The sequence below is a fragment of the Micromonospora acroterricola genome (assembly GCF_003172955.1).
In the GTDB taxonomy this organism is placed as follows: Bacteria; Actinomycetota; Actinomycetes; order Mycobacteriales; family Micromonosporaceae; genus Micromonospora; species Micromonospora acroterricola.
Genome location: NZ_QGKR01000204.1, coordinates 1 through 13886, shown reverse-complemented (window position 1 = coordinate 13886; position 13886 = coordinate 1). Strand labels below are relative to the sequence as shown.

14 protein-coding genes and 1 pseudogene are annotated in these 13886 nt (G+C 73.1%); 10 read left to right on the top strand and 5 right to left on the bottom strand.

What is annotated here, in order from left to right; all coding sequences use genetic code 11:
- Positions 1 to 12: 12 nt before the first annotated feature.
- Genes DKT68_RS16555 through DKT68_RS16545 form a run of 3 tightly spaced genes read right to left on the bottom strand, consistent with a single transcriptional unit; the run spans position 13 to position 3268 of the window.
- Positions 13 to 1035, bottom strand: a complete 1023-nt coding sequence (locus DKT68_RS16555) for a D-alanine--D-alanine ligase family protein (RefSeq protein ID WP_109818311.1) — start codon at positions 1033 to 1035, stop codon at positions 13 to 15.
- The gene (gene alr, locus DKT68_RS16550; protein WP_109818310.1) at positions 1032 to 2174 is read right to left on the bottom strand and encodes an alanine racemase; all 1143 of its coding nucleotides are present in this window, start codon (positions 2172 to 2174) and stop codon (positions 1032 to 1034) included. The genes DKT68_RS16555 and alr overlap by 4 nt, the downstream gene beginning before the upstream one ends.
- A complete protein-coding gene (locus DKT68_RS16545) occupies positions 2171 to 3268 on the bottom strand; it encodes an acyltransferase family protein (protein WP_236646926.1) in 1098 nt (365 codons plus the stop codon). The genes alr and DKT68_RS16545 overlap by 4 nt, the downstream gene beginning before the upstream one ends.
- A 228-nt stretch (positions 3269 to 3496) precedes the next feature.
- Between DKT68_RS16545 and DKT68_RS16540 the strand changes: the two genes are divergently transcribed.
- On the top strand, positions 3497 to 4372 hold the full coding sequence (locus DKT68_RS16540; RefSeq protein ID WP_109818308.1) for an LLM class F420-dependent oxidoreductase: 876 nt from the start codon (positions 3497 to 3499) through the stop codon (positions 4370 to 4372).
- Positions 4373 to 4387: 15 nt separating this feature from the next.
- On the opposite strand, the gene DKT68_RS31495 is transcribed toward DKT68_RS16540, so the two are convergent.
- Together DKT68_RS31495 and DKT68_RS32020 are read right to left on the bottom strand one after the other, a co-directional pair.
- The gene (locus DKT68_RS31495) at positions 4388 to 4549 is read right to left on the bottom strand and encodes a hypothetical protein (protein WP_201749070.1); all 162 of its coding nucleotides are present in this window, start codon (positions 4547 to 4549) and stop codon (positions 4388 to 4390) included.
- An 84-nt stretch (positions 4550 to 4633) separates the two neighbouring features.
- Positions 4634 to 4933 (bottom strand): annotated as a pseudogene (locus DKT68_RS32020) (catalase HPII); the annotation flags it as partial.
- A 171-nt stretch (positions 4934 to 5104) separates the two neighbouring features.
- On the opposite strand from DKT68_RS32020, the gene DKT68_RS16530 reads away from it, so the two are divergent.
- The 9 genes from DKT68_RS16530 to DKT68_RS32410 all read left to right on the top strand — a co-directional run.
- On the top strand, positions 5105 to 5998 hold the full coding sequence (locus tag DKT68_RS16530; protein WP_109818336.1) for an alpha/beta hydrolase family protein: 894 nt from the start codon (positions 5105 to 5107) through the stop codon (positions 5996 to 5998).
- A gap of 137 nt (positions 5999 to 6135) precedes the next feature.
- Positions 6136 to 6921 carry an ABC transporter ATP-binding protein gene (locus DKT68_RS16525; protein ID WP_109818307.1) on the top strand — a complete coding sequence of 262 codons (786 nt, stop codon included), beginning with the start codon at positions 6136 to 6138 and terminating at the stop codon, positions 6919 to 6921.
- Positions 6922 to 7039: 118 nt separating this feature from the next.
- The gene (locus DKT68_RS16520; protein WP_109818306.1) at positions 7040 to 7762 is read left to right on the top strand and encodes an ABC transporter ATP-binding protein; all 723 of its coding nucleotides are present in this window, start codon (positions 7040 to 7042) and stop codon (positions 7760 to 7762) included.
- A 31-nt stretch (positions 7763 to 7793) separates the two neighbouring features.
- Positions 7794 to 8672 (top strand): branched-chain amino acid ABC transporter permease, encoded by an 879-nt coding sequence (locus DKT68_RS16515; RefSeq protein WP_109818305.1) that lies wholly within the window; start codon positions 7794 to 7796, stop codon positions 8670 to 8672.
- Positions 8669 to 9781: a branched-chain amino acid ABC transporter permease gene (locus DKT68_RS16510; protein ID WP_109818304.1), complete on the top strand. Its 1113-nt coding sequence runs from the start codon at positions 8669 to 8671 to the stop codon at positions 9779 to 9781. Before DKT68_RS16515 ends, DKT68_RS16510 begins: the two co-directional genes overlap by 4 nt.
- 86 nt (positions 9782 to 9867) lie before the next feature.
- The gene (locus DKT68_RS16505; RefSeq protein WP_109818303.1) at positions 9868 to 11154 is read left to right on the top strand and encodes an ABC transporter substrate-binding protein; all 1287 of its coding nucleotides are present in this window, start codon (positions 9868 to 9870) and stop codon (positions 11152 to 11154) included.
- A 196-nt stretch (positions 11155 to 11350) separates the two neighbouring features.
- Complete coding sequence (locus DKT68_RS16500) at positions 11351 to 12118, top strand: SDR family oxidoreductase (RefSeq protein ID WP_109818302.1); 768 nt, start codon at positions 11351 to 11353, stop codon at positions 12116 to 12118.
- 88 nt (positions 12119 to 12206) lie between these two features.
- Positions 12207 to 12830: a TetR/AcrR family transcriptional regulator gene (locus DKT68_RS16495; RefSeq protein WP_109818301.1), complete on the top strand. Its 624-nt coding sequence runs from the start codon at positions 12207 to 12209 to the stop codon at positions 12828 to 12830.
- Positions 12831 to 12875: 45 nt separating this feature from the next.
- On the top strand, positions 12876 to 13886 hold a 1011-nt coding region (locus DKT68_RS32410; protein WP_146218384.1), incomplete at its 3' end, for an ATP-binding protein.

Sequence of the window (13886 nt, the reverse complement as noted above, 5' to 3'; positions counted from 1 at the left end):
CGGCGCGGCCGCTCACAGCAGGTCGACCGCCCGCCCCGGCCGGGGCAACCCGCCGGCCCGCGACCGCCCCTGGTCGGCCAGCGCACCGGAGATGAGGATCTCGAGCAGGGTGGCGAAGCCGATCCCGGCCTGCTGCCAGATCTGGGGGAACTGCGACGCGGTGGTGAAGCCGGGAAAGGTGTTCACCTCGTTCACGATGGGCTCGGCGGACCCCTGGGCGGGCAGGAAGAAGTCGACCCGGAGCAGCCCTCGGCAGTCGAGGGCGTGGAAGGCGCGGATCGCACGGTCCTGGAGCACCTCGGTGGTGGCCGGATCGACTGGGGCGGGGATCTGGAAGACCGCCCCGCCCTCGTACTTCGCGTCGTAGTCGAAGAAGCCGGGACCGGCCACTCTGATCTCCAGGGGCGGCCCGGCCTGCACCCGGCCGTCGGGGTGCTGAAGGACCGCCACGTCGATCTCCCGCCCGCGCGCCCCCTGCTCGACGAGCACCTTCGGGTCGATCTGGCGGGCCTGCTCGAGAGCGGCGGGAAGCCGGGCCCAGTCGGTCACCTTGACGACGCCCAGGCTGGAGCCGGCCCGGGCGGGCTTGACGAAGACGGGCAGGCCCATCCGTCGCTGGTCGGCCGGTGCCAGGTCGTCGCCGGGGCGCAGGGTCACCCCGGGGCTGACCCGTAGGCCCTCCGCGGCGAGGAGTCTCTTGGTGACGCCCTTGTCCATGCCGGCCGCGCTGGCGAAGACGCCGTTGCCGACGTACGGCACGCCGAGCCACTCCAGCAGCGACGCGACGGTGCCGTCCTCGCCGTACGGGCCGTGCAGAGCCGGGAACACCACGTCCTGGGCGCGCAGCACGCGCAGAGCCAGGGGGAGCGGCGTCGGACGCCCGTCGACGTGCCACCCACCGTCCCGACCGATGAGCACCTCGGCGACCTGGTACTTCTCCCGGTCCAGCCCGGCGAGGATGCTCGCCGCCGAGCGGCGGGACACCTCGTGCTCGCCGCTCTGCCCGCCGTACAGCACTGCCAGTCGGGTTGTCATGACATCTCCGTCCCTTCGTGGAGGTGGTCGCGGGCCACCCGGGCCCCGACTCCGGTCAAGATCTCGTGCGGGTTGGTGCCGGCCCACCTCGCCCACTCGGCGACCGTGGGCTGGCCGCCGTCGCCCTGGCCGGGGCCGAACACCACGACCGGGTCCCCGATCGCCACGGGAAGGTCGCCCGCGTCCGCCACGCACTGGTCCATGGCGACGCGGCCGACGATCGGGCACCGCCGGCCGCCGAGCCAGACCGCGGCGCGACCCCCGGCGGCGCGGGTCACACCGTCGGCGTAGCCGACGGGCAGCAGGGCCAGGGTGGTCGGCGCGGCGGTCACGTACTCGGGTCCATAGGAGACGCCCGCGCCGGCCGGCACCCGTTTCACGTTCACCACGGTCGTCCGCAGCGTCATGGCGGCGCGCAGGCCGAACTCGCCGGGCCCGGTTCCGCCGAACGGGTCCACGCCGTACAGCGCGAGCCCGATCCGGCAGAGGTCGAAGCGGGTCCGGGGCGCCGACAGCGCGGCCGCCGAGTTGGCCAGGTGGACCAGGTCCGGGTCGAGACCGGCGGAACGGGCGACGCGCAGCGCCTCCTCGAAGGCCGCCACCTGTCCGGCCAGCCGGGGGCTGCCCGGCACGTCCGCGTCGGCGAGGTGCGACCACACGCCCCGCACCCGAACGCCGCCCTCCACCTCGTACTTGCGGGCCCAGCTGACCAGCTCCGGCCAGTCGCTGCCGGCGGCGCCGTTGCGGGACAGCCCGGTGTCCGCCTTGAGTTGCACCACCGCGGGGAGGCCGAGCCGGTACGCCGCGTCGACGACCGCGTGCAGATGGGTCGTCGTCGACACGCCGATGTCGACGCCGGCGGCGATCAACGCTCCGAAGTCGTCGTCCGGTCGGTGCAACCAGCTCAACGTGGGCGCGGTGATGCCCGCGGCGCGCAGGGCCAGCGCCTCGGGCGCCGACGTCACGCCCAGCCAGCCGGCCCCGGCGCCCAGCGCGGCCCGGGCGACCGGCACCGCGCCGTGACCGAACCCGTCCGCCTTCACCACGGCCATCAGCCCGGTGCCGACGACCGACGCGATCGTCCGCACGTTGCCGGCGATCGCCCCGAGGTCGACCACCGCCTCGGCCAGCGCGCTCATCCGGCCGTCTCCACCCGACGGTGCCCGGGAAGGGCGAACAGCCAGCGCGCGTGGACCGCCAGCAGCCCGCGCTGGACCGCCAGGCTCACGCAAATCACCACCGCGGTCAGCAGGACCGGGTACCCGAGCACGAGGAGCCCCTGGCCGACCGGGTCCAGCCCGGAGACCGGCCCGAGCAGCATTCGGTGCAGCACCGCCAGGACCGGCATGTGGATGACATAGATGGGCAGGGTGATGCGCCCGAGCGTGGCGAGCCGGTGGCTGAGGGCGGGCCACCGGCGCAACCGGGCGGCGGCGGTGAGGCCGAAGGCGACCGCCACGACGGAGACCAGCGGCCACACGCCGAACCACCGCTGCGCGCCGGCCACCGCCATCGCGGCGAGCGCGAGGGCGTAGGCGCCCGAGGTCAGCACGAGCCGGCGCCGGGTCGCCGTGGCCGTCCACCACTCGACCTGGGGTCGCAGGTACCGGCCGGCGAGGAAGAAGACCAGGTTCTGGTAGAGACCTGCCCGGTTGCCCGGCGTGTCGAGCAGGCCGGCGGCGGCGACGGCGGACAGCGCCCCGGCGGGTACGAGGACCAGCAGGCGAGGTGCCCGGCCGGCCGCCTTGGCGACCGTGAAGTAGAGCGCGAGCGCGTACAGGTACCAGAGGTTGGAGGGCGTGATCGTGAGCTGTTCCAGCAGGCCGAGGAGGGACGTGGCGCGGTCGGTCGGGAAGTTCGGCGCGGTCGCGAGGACCGCGGTGTGGATCAGCAGCCAGACGGCGTAGAGGTAGAGGAACCCGGCGATCCGGCTGCGGGCGACGACCCGCCAGGGCCGCTGGACGGCGTTCGCCGCGAAGACGCCGGAGATGGTGAAGAACAGCGGCATCCGCAGCGGGAGGAACTGCTCGCCCACCGTCCCCCACAGGCCCGGCACGGGTACGCCGATGTGCCAGTCGATCTGCAGGTAGTCCTTGACGACGACGTGCCACAGGACGACCAGGATGATGCAGACGCCCTTCGCGGCGTCGGCCCACTCCGCTCGGTGTGGCCGTCCCGGCGTGGGCCCGGGCAGCGTCCGGCGCCTCCGGTGGCGGAACCGGACGCGCGTCACGTCGGGCTCCGGCAGGAGCGGCCGGGTGTCGGTGGCTGTGGGCTGTCGGATCACTCACCAGAAGGTGTCAGCCGGATATCCCCGCCTGATCCGCGAATTGTCATGAACAGGTAATGGAAATCGTCGGCTGCGGGCGGCGGAGACCGGGCCGGGCGTGCCCGGCGAATAGTCGACCCGGGGGCGGGTTCCGCCCCGGGCCAGTAGGCTCGGCTCGGAGGTGGCGAGGGTATGAAGCTCGGGCTGCACTACTGGAGTTACACGATCCCGGCGGAGCCGGCGGCGATCGCACCGACCCTGGCCGAGGCGGCCACCATCGCCGAGCAGGCCGGCGTCGCGTCCTTCACGGTGATGGACCACTTCTTCCAGATGGAGGCGGTGGCCTCAGCCGAGGAACCGATGCTGGAGGCGTACACGACGCTGGGCTTCGTCGCGGCGAAGACCCAGCGGATGACGCTCGGCGTGCTGGTCACCGGCGTGATGTACCGGTACCCGGGGCTGCTCGCCAAGACCGTGACGACCCTCGACGTGCTCTCCGGCGGCAGGGCCCGGCTCGGTATCGGCGCCTCCTGGTACGAGCGGGAGCAGCGCGGCCTCGGCGTGCCCGTCGTGCCGGTGGCCGAGCGGTTCGAGCGGCTGGAGGAGACCCTGCGCATCTGCCTGCAGATGTGGAGCGACGACAACGGGTCGTTCGAGGGGCGCCACTACCAGCTCGCCGAGACGATCAACTCGCCGCAGCCGGTGAGCCGCCCGCACCCGCCCATCATGATCGGCGGCGGCGGCGAGAAGAAGACGCTGCTCCTGGTCGCCCGGTACGCCGATGCCTGCAACCTGTTCGGCACCGCCGCCGGCGCGGGCGAGGTGGCGCGGAAGTTGGACGTGCTGCGCGAGCACTGCGCTGCCGAGGGCCGTGACTACGACACCATCGAGAAGACCGTGGTCGCCCACCGGCCGCCCCTGGCCGACGTCGACGCGTTCCTCGCCGAGGTGGCCGAGTACGCCGCGCTCGGGGTCACCGAGGTGCAGGTCACGCCCGATCGGCACCCGGTGGAGTTCGCGCAGCGGCTCGGCGACGAGGTGCTGCCGCGGTTGACCGACATCGGCTGATTCCCCCTGCGCGGCCTACCCGTGGAACAGGTCGATGATCGAGAGGACGATCACTGCTCCGATCGAGCAGGACAGCACGGCGAAACCATGTTGCAGTCGGCGGGTCGCCCGGCGCAGGAACCGGTACCGGTGGTTGTGCGTCTGCAGGACGACCCACAGGTCGACGGTGGCTGACACTTGTTCGTTCCGGACCGTAGAGGTCCCGCCAGCGTTTGCCCGCGAGGAGGGCGTTCGTCGCGATCCCGGGACGGACGGCTGGTGCCGCTGAGCGGTCGGTAGCCGCTGCACCGCCGCCAGAGCCTCGGCACCGGAGCCCGCCGCGACGACGCCGGGAGTGCCGGCCACCCCCCGCCTGCTCCAGCACCGTGACGCTGGCGCCCCGGGCCCTGATCGCCTTCGCGTGCCGCCAGCACTCCTCGACGAGGAGCAGCGCGCGGGGATCCACGTCGAACTCGACCGACCGGCCGGTGGCGAAGGTCCGTCGCACCGGCACACCGCCGACCATGCCACCGTGCGGGCGATCAGCAGCGGCACCCGCCATGGTGCGTCGATGACCAGGCGGGCCCGTACCCCACCCCAGGTCAGGGACCCAGAGCGGGGCTGACGTCGGCGTCACGGCCCCGGTCGCTACCCGCGCCGACCGTTGGACTGGTGATTTCGCCGATGCGTGGATCGGCGGAGAAGCTAAAACTGACGCACGTCGATATCCCTCGACTCTAGGGAGTGCCCGACGTGTCGTCACCAACCACCACCCGTCCCCGTTCCGTGGCCGCCCGACTCGCGCTGGCGGCCGCCCTGGTCGCCGGTGGAGTCCTCACCGGTCCCTCCGGCGCCGCGCAGGCGGCGGAGAACCCGTACGAGCGGGGCCCGGCCCCGACCACCGCGATCCTCGAGGCCAGTCGTGGCCCCTTCGCGACGTCCTCGCAGAACGTGTCCTCGCTGAGCGTCACCGGCTTCGGCGGCGGCGTCATCTACTACCCGACCAGCACGAGCGAGGGCACCTTCGGCGCCATCGCCATCTCGCCGGGCTTCACCGCCGCGTGGTCCAGCATCAGCTGGCTCGGGCCGCGGCTCGCCTCGCACGGCTTCGTGGTGATCGGCATCGAGACCAACTCCCGGCTCGACCAGCCGGACAGCCGAGGCCAGCAACTGCTCGCCGCGCTCGACTACCTGGTGGAGCGCAGCTCGGTGCGCACCCGGATCGACAGCACCCGACTCGCGGTGGCCGGCCACTCGATGGGTGGCGGCGGCAGCCTGGAGGCGGCGTCGGCGCGGCCGTCGCTGCAGGCCGCGGTGCCGCTCGCGCCGTGGAACACCGACAAGAGCTGGTCCGAGCTGCGGGTTCCCACGCTGATCATCGGTGGCGAGAGCGACACCGTCGCGCCGGTCTCGTCGCACTCCGAGCCGTTCTACAACAGCATCCCGGCCTCCGCCGAGAAGGCGTACCTGGAGCTGAACGGGGCGAGCCACTTCTTCCCGCAGTCGGTGAACACGCCGACCGCGCGGCAGATGGTGGCCTGGCTGAAGCGGTTCGTCGACAACGACACCCGCTACGAGCCGTTCCTCTGCCCGGGGCCGAGCGGCCTGCAGATCGAGGAGTACCGCAACACCTGCCCCAGCGCCTGAGCGTGATCACGGGGCGGTCGCCGGTGGCGGCCGCCCCGTTCGCGTGTGGCGGTGAGGGCATTGAAGGTCTTGACGCGGTATCCGAGAAACGTACACTGCGAGTGTAAATAACACCCGCCACGACAGAGGGATGGGTGATGGAGCGCGGTCTCGAACTGCACCACATCGGCGTACGTTTCGGCGGCCTCACCGCCCTCGACGACGTCTCGCTGCGGGTGGCGCCGAACCGGGTGGTGGGCGTGATCGGGCCCAACGGCGCGGGCAAGACGACCCTGTTCAACGTGATCTGCGGCTTCGTCGCGCCGGAGTCGGGTTCGCTCACCCTCGACGGCCGGCCGCTGCGACCACGGCCGCACCGGCTGACCCGGCTCGGCATCGCCCGGACCCTGCAGGGGACCGGGCTCTTCGCCGGGCTCACCGTGCTGGAGAACGTGATGACCGGCGCCTCGCACACCGCCCGGGCCGGCTTCGTCCCGGCACTGCTCGGGCTGCCGGCCAGCGACCGCGACGAGCGGCGGTTGCGCCGGCACGCTCTGGACATCCTCGACGACCTGGGGATCGCCGGGCACGCCGAGGCCGCGCCGACCACGCTGCCCTTCGCCGTACGCCAACGGGTCGCCCTCGCCCGGGCGCTCGCCGCACGGCCCCGGCTGCTCCTGCTCGACGAACCCGCCGGCGGCCTCGGGGGCGACGACATCACCGAGCTCGCGGAGCTCATCCGGCAGCTGCCGCGGCGGGACGAGGACCCCTGCGCGGTGCTGCTGGTCGAGCACCACATGGACCTGGTGATGGCGGTCTGCGACGAGATCGTGGTGCTCGACTTCGGTCGGGTCATCGCCGCCGGCACCCCGGACGAGATCCGCGACGACCCGGCGGTCACCGACGCATACCTGGGCGCGGCAGTCGACGAGGCCGCCGCGTGAGCGCGAGGAGTGAGCCGGGTTTGCGAGCCCCGCAGTCGCGAACGGACGGTGGCTCGGTGAGCGCGAGGAGTGAGCCGGGTTTGCGAGCCCCGCAGTCGCGAACGGACGGTGATGCCGCATGAGCGGGGAGGACCTGCTCGTGGTGCGCGGGCTGGTGGCGGGCTACGGTGCGGCGCCCGTGCTGCAGGCCGTCGACCTCAGCGTGCCGGCCGGCACCATCGCGGCGGTCGTCGGCGCGAACGGCGCCGGCAAGACCACGCTGCTGCGTGCGCTGTCCGGCATGATCCGCCCGACCGCCGGTCAGGTCGTGCTCGCCGGGGAGGATCTGCGCGGCACTCCCGTGGAGCAGCTCGTCCGGCGCGGCATGGCGCACGTGCCGGAGGGGCGGGGCGTGATCAGCGAGCTGACCGTCGACGAGAATCTGCGCCTCGGCGGGCTGTGGCGGCGCGACCGGGCGGACGCCGGGCGTGCCCTCGACGAGGTCTACCAGCTCTTCGAGCCGCTGGCCCGGCGTCGTCGGCACCTGGGCCACCAGCTCTCCGGCGGTGAACGGCAGATGCTGGCGCTCGGCCGGGCGCTGGTCGGCCGGCCCCGCCTGCTGCTGCTCGACGAACCTTCGCTCGGCCTGGCGCCGCGGGTGGTCGCCCGGACCATGGCCCTGCTCCGTCAGCTGCGGGACCGTACCGGCCTGACCGTGCTGCTGGTCGAGCAGAACGTGCGCAGTGCCCTCGCCGTCGCCGACCAGGGCGTGGTGATGGCCCTGGGCCGGGTGGTGATCGCCGCACCGGCCACCCAGTTGCGTGACGACGCCGACCTGCGACACGCGTACCTCGGTTTCTGACCATCACCCCGTCTCCCCGGAGGGAGGACTGTTGGACCGCTTCGTCTTCCTCACCATCGACGGCCTGTCCCGGGGCGCGGTGTACGCCGCGTTCGCCTTGGCCCTGGTGCTCATCTGGCGGGCGGCGCGTGTCGTCAACTTCGCCCAGGGGGCGATGGCCGTGGCCGCCGCGTACGTCGCCTACACCGTGGCCGCGGAGACCGGCTCGTACTGGCTGGGCTTCGTGGTGGCGATCGTCGCCGGGCTGCTGCTCGGCGCGCTGGTGGACCGCGCCGTGATGCGTTTCGTCGACCACACGTCCCCGCTCAACCCGGTGATCGTCGCGCTCGGGCTGGTGCTGCTGATCCAGGCCGTCCTGGGCATGCTGTACGGCAGTGAGTTCCGGCCCGCCGAGGCGCCGTTCAGCCGGTCCGCCCTCACCGTCGGCGGGATCGCCGTGCTCTCCCCGTACGACCTGTTCGTCTTCGCGGCGATCGGGGTGGTCGTCGTCGGGTTGGCCTGGATGTTCTCGCGGACGCCGGTGGGGTTGCGGATGCGCGCGGCGGCGTTCGCCCCCGAGGTGTCCCGCCTGCTCGGGGTCAACGTCGGGGGCATGCTGACGCTCGGCTGGGCGCTCGCCTCGGGCGTGGGCGCGCTGGCCGCCATGCTGGTCATCCCCACCGAACTGGGCCTGCACCCGCACGCCATGGATCTGGTCTTCGTCTCGGCGTTCACCGCGGCGGTGGTCGGAGGTCTGGACAGTCCACCAGGGGCGGTGGTCGGTGGTCTCGTGGTGGGCCTGTTGCTCTCCTACGTCAGCGGTTACGCCGGCAGTGACCTCACCCCCCTGGCGGTGCTGGTCCTGCTGCTGGCGGTGCTGCTGGTCCGACCCGGTGGGCTGTTCGCCCCGGTCGTGGCGAGGCGGGTGTGAGCGCCACCCAGGCGGCGGTGCCGCCGAAGCAGCGGCCGGCCGGCGCCGGTGAGCGCCCGGTCGACCGGCGGCGCGGCTCGACCCTGCTGCGCCACCTCGCCTTCGCGCTCGCGGCCGCGCTGGTGCTGGTCGCGGTCAGCTACGCCGTCGAGCCGTTCCGCAACTTCCAGCTCGCCACCGTGGCCGCCTACCTCTGCGCCACCGCCGGACTGACCGTCCTCACCGGGCTCAACGGGCAGCTCTCGCTGGGGCACGGCGCGTTGATGGCGACGGGCGCGTACACCGTGGCCTTCTGCCAGAACGCCTTCGCCGACCGGGGGATGACCGGCGGTTGGCTGCTCCCGGTCTCGTTGGGCGCGGCGATCGTCAGCACGGTCGCGGTCGGCGCGGTGGTCGGCGTCGCCGCGGCGCGGCTGCGCGGTCCCTACCTGGCGGGGGTGACCCTCGCCGTGGCCGTCGTCGTGCCGGCCCTGGCCGTCACCTTCGACGGCGTCTTCAACGGCGAGCAGGGGCTGTCGGTGCCGGTGGAGCCGCCGCCGGCGTCGCTCGGCCCGTACTTCCCCTACGAGCGGTGGCAGCTGTGGCTGGCCGGCGCGGCCACCCTGCTCGCCCTGCTGCTGCTGGCCAACCTGATCCGCAGCCGGTACGGGCGCACCTTCCGGGCGGTTCGCGACGACGAGGTGGCGGCCCGCCTCGCCGGCATCCACGTGGCCCGCACCCAGGTCCTCGCGTTCGTGGTCAGCGCCGCCACCGCCGGCCTGGGCGGCGCGCTGCTCGCGGTCCTCGCGCAGAGCGTCTCGCCCGGGGCGTTCTCGCTGACGCTGTCGCTCTTCCTGTTGATGGCCGTGGTGATCGGCGGCCTGGGTCGCCTCGCCGGTGCCCTGTGGGGGGCCGTCCTGCTGGTGGCCCTGCCCGACCTCACCCACTCCGTGACCGAGCTGCTCACCCTCTCGCCCGCGGTGGCGCAGCGGCTGGAGGGCAACCTCCCGCTGGCGATCTTCGGAATCACGCTGGTCGTCGTCATGATCGCCGCACCTGGCGGCGTGCAGGGCCTGCTGTCGCGCCTCGGCCGGGCACTGCTGGCCCGGTGGCCGGCCCGGCGCTCCTGAGCTGTTCCCTGTCCGGCCTCCGGCCGGGCGCCCCACCACCACAGAAGTTCGATTGAGAACCGGACCGAGAAAGGTCGGTGTTTCCCATGCACCGTACGGCACGACGCGGTCTCGCGATCGCCAGCACCATCGCCCTGCTGATCACCGCCGCCGCTTGCAGCGGCGACGACGGTTCCGGCCCCGGCGGGGGATCGGTGCCGGGCGTCACCGACACCGAGATCGTCGTCGGCACCCACATGCCGCTGACCGGGCCGGCCTCGGCCGGCTACTCCAAGATCGCCCCGGCGACGAAGGCGTACTTCGACTACGTCAACGCCAACGGCGGCGTGCACGGCCGGAAGATCACCTACAAGATCATGGACGACGGTTACAACCCGGCGAACACCCAGCAGGTGGTTCGGCAGCTCGTGCTGCAGGACAAGGTCTTCGCCATCCTCAACGGCCTCGGCACGCCGACGCACACGGGTGTGCTCGACTTCCTCAAGAGCAACCGGGTGCCCGACCTCTTCGTCGCCTCGGGCAGCCGCAGCTGGGACCAGCCGGACAAGTATCCCGGCACGTTCGGGTTCAACCCGGACTACACGGTCGAGGGCAAGATCCTCGCCAACTACGCCAAGGCGGACCTGGCCGGCCAGAAGCTCTGCTTCCTCGGTCAGGACGACGACTTCGGCCGGGACAGCCTGGCCGGCGTGGAGAAGGTGCTCGGCGCCTCGGCCGTGGCGGTCAAGCAGACGTACGTCACGAGCAACACCAACGTGGCGCCACAGATCGGCGCGTTCAAGGCGGCGGGTTGCCAGGTCGTCGTGCTCGCCACGGTGCCCGGCTTCACCGCGCTCTCCATCGGCACCGCCGCACGGCTGGGCTTCAAGCCACAGTGGCTGGTCTCCAACGTCGGCGCCGACCACCCGACGCTCGCCAAGCAGCTCGGCGCCAACGCCCCGCTGCTGGAGGGCATGGTCGGCACCAACTACCTGCCGATGCAGAACGACACCGCGAACCCGTGGATCCAGCTCTTCACGCGAATCAACAAGTCCCACAACGGGGACGCGCCGTTCGACGGCAACACCGTCTACGGCATGTCGGTCGGGTACCTGTTCGTGCAGGCGCTGCTCGGCGCGGGCAAGGACCTCACCCGGGAGAAGGTGCTCGAGGCCGTGCAGAAGGGCGGCTTCCAGGGCCCTGGGCTGGTGCCGCTGCGCTTCTCCGCCAACGACCACTCCGGCTACGGCGGGCAGCGGCTGAGCCGGGTGAGCGGTGGAGTGCAGAGCTACTTCGGGCCCGCATACGAGACCGACGAGGCGGACGGGCCGGTCAAGGAGTACACCGCCACGCCGGTGGCCCCGCCGGCGAACGGGGTGCCGACGGTCTCCTGACGACCCGCACTCCCGGCAGTCGACCGGGCGTGGTCACGGCACACCGCCGGGACCGCGTCCGGTCGTACGGCTGCCCGCTGCCGCGACCGAATCTGATCGGCGATCGTTGACCAGCGGCCAGGGAAGGCCTGCTCGCAGGCCGACGGGTCCCTCATGACGTTGACCGACACCGATCGCTGCTCCTAGTATCTGCACCGTGGATGCAGATTCAGGTCGACTTTCGGGTCGGGTCGCCATCGTCACCGGTGCCAGCCGGGGGATCGGGCTGGCCATCGCCCAACGGCTGGTGGCCGAGGGCGCCCGGGTGGGGCTGACCGCCCGACGACCGGAGGCCCTGGCCGACGCGGTCGCGGCCCTCGGCGGGCCGGCGTACGCCCTGGCCGTGCCCGGGCGGGCCGACGACGCCGCCCACCGCGCCGCCGCGGTACGCGAGGTGAGCGCCGCGTTCGGGCCGGTGGACCTCCTGGTCAACAACACCGGCATCAACCCGGTGCACGGCCCGCTGGTCGGGTTGGACCTGGCCGCGGCCCGCAAGATCCTCGACGTCAACCTGGTGGCCGCGCTCGGCTGGGTGCAGGAGGTCTGCGCCGCCGGTATGGCCGAGCGGGGTGGCTGCGTGGTCAACGTCTCGTCGGTCGCCGGCCTCGGCCCGTCACCCGGCATCGCCTTCTACGGGGTGAGCAAGGCCGCTCTCAACCACCTCACGGCCAGCCTCGCCGTGGAGCTGGGGCCGACGGTCCGGGTCAACGCGGTCGCCCCCGGCGTGGTGAAGACCCGCTTCGCCGCCGCGCTCTACGAGGGCCGGGAGGACGAGGTGGCGGCGCGGTACCCGCTCGGCCGGCTCGGCCTGCCGCAGGACGTGGCCGGCGCGGTCGCCTTCCTGGCATCCGCCGACGCCGCCTGGATCACCGGGCAGACCATCGTCTGCGACGGTGGCGTCACGCTGACCGGCCGGGCCGGATGACGCCCATGGTCGCCCGGATGGCGCTGATCACCGCGTGTCTAGACTCGGCGCGTCGGGGGACGTCATGGCGGTGAAGAGGCGAGGGCGGATGGACGGGGTCGAGGTCGCGGGCCGGGTCGACGGGCGGACCGCCCGGGCCGAGCGCACCCGCGTGGCCATCGTCGAGGCGCACCTCGCGCTCATCTCCGAGGGTGACCTCCGGCCGACCGGGGAGCGCATCGCCGAGCGGGCGGGCATCTCGCTGCGGACGCTCTGGACCAACTTCAAGGACATGGAGACACTCTTCGAGGCGAGCGGGGCGGAGGTGCTCCGCCAGCAGGACGCCGCCTACCGGCCGATCTCCGCGGGGCTGCCGCTGGCGAAGCGGATCGACGCGTACTGCCGGCAGCGGGCCCGGCTGCTCCAGCTCATCGCGCCGTCGGCGCGGGCCGCCCAGATGCGGGAGCCGGTCTCCGACCAGTTGCACCGCAACCGCCTCAAGCACATCGACCGGGTCCGGGACGAGGTCGAGCAGCTCTTCGCCGCCGAGCTGGCGCAGGCCGGGCCGGGGCGGGAGCAGCTGCTCAACGCGCTGGTCGCGGCGAGCATGTGGCCGGCCTGGTCGATGCTGCGCGACGGCCTGGGGCTGGGCGTGGACCAGGCCCGCGCGGTGATGACGCGCACGGTGGGCGCCCTGCTGGCGCAGCCGGCGGACGCGGGTCCGGCGCGCTAGCGCCCACCTCTTTCCATCCGGTTACCGATAGGTGACACTGAATGCATGGTTAATGCATCACCAGTGCAAATAACCGTGCTGCGCGGCCGGGACGACGAGTGCCGGGCTGTCCGGAGCCTGCTCGACGGCGTGACCGGCGGCGGCGGTGCCCTGCTGGTGCACGGCGAGCCCGGATCGGGCCGGTCCGCGCTGGTCGCGCACGCCCACCGGTACGCCGAAGGGTGCGCCGTGCTCGCCGGGGCCGGGCTGGTGGAGGAGGCCGCACTGCCCTACGCCGGCCTGCAACGCCTGCTCGATCCGGTGCTCGACCGTGCCACCGCCCTGCCGTCGCACCAGCGGCACCTGTTGCGGCGCGCGCTGGACGGCGACGGTTGCCCGGCCGACCGCCAACTGGCGCTGTCGATGGCCGTGCTGGGGCTGCTCGCCGCCGCCGCCCGGGACCGCCCGCTGCTCGCCACCATGGACGACGTGGACCGCGGGGACCGGCAGACCGCGCAGGTGCTGGCCTTCGTCGCCCGCCGGCTGCGGCACCTGCCGATCGCCGTCCTGCTCACCGCGGACGTCACCACCACGGTCGACGGGATACCAGCGCTCCGGCTCCGGCCGCTAAACGAGGGGGAGAGCGTCGCCGTTCTCACCGACCGGCTGCCCGAGCGGCCGGCCGCGCCGGTCGCGGCCGCGCTCGCCGCGATCTGCGGCGGCAACCCGCAGGCGCTGGTGGACGTCGCCGAGGTGCTGAGCCCCGGGCAGGGGCGGGGGGAGGAGCCACTGCCCACCACGCCGCCGGCCGACGGCGCGCTGGGCCGCGCCTACCGGGCCCGGCTGGACCGGTTGCCCCCGGACACCCGCCGGATGCTGCTGCTCGCCGCGCTCGACGAGGACGGCGGGACGGCCACCCTGGTCCGGGCGGCGGCCGCCGCCGGCACCGCGGTGGAGGCGCTCGCCCCGGCGGAGGTCGCGGGCCTGGTGCGCGTCGAGCCCCGGGGCGTCAGGTTCCCCCAGCCGTTGGCCCGCGCGATGGTCGCGGCCATCGCGCGGGCCAACGGCTGCTCGCCG

Excerpts from the sequence above, each read along its gene's own strand:
- DKT68_RS16505 (WP_109818303.1), top strand. The coding sequence starts at position 9,868 with ATGCACCGTACGGCACGACGCGGTCTCGCGATCGCCAGCACCATCGCC.
- DKT68_RS16520 (WP_109818306.1), top strand. The coding sequence starts at position 7,040 with ATGAGCGGGGAGGACCTGCTCGTGGTGCGCGGGCTGGTGGCGGGCTAC.
- alr (WP_109818310.1), bottom strand. The coding sequence starts at position 2,174 with ATGAGCGCGCTGGCCGAGGCGGTGGTCGACCTCGGGGCGATCGCCGGC.
- DKT68_RS16495 (WP_109818301.1), top strand. The coding sequence starts at position 12,207 with ATGGACGGGGTCGAGGTCGCGGGCCGGGTCGACGGGCGGACCGCCCGG.
- DKT68_RS16555 (WP_109818311.1), bottom strand. The coding sequence starts at position 1,035 with ATGACAACCCGACTGGCAGTGCTGTACGGCGGGCAGAGCGGCGAGCAC.
- DKT68_RS16525 (WP_109818307.1), top strand. The coding sequence starts at position 6,136 with ATGGAGCGCGGTCTCGAACTGCACCACATCGGCGTACGTTTCGGCGGC.
- DKT68_RS16540 (WP_109818308.1), top strand. The coding sequence starts at position 3,497 with ATGAAGCTCGGGCTGCACTACTGGAGTTACACGATCCCGGCGGAGCCG.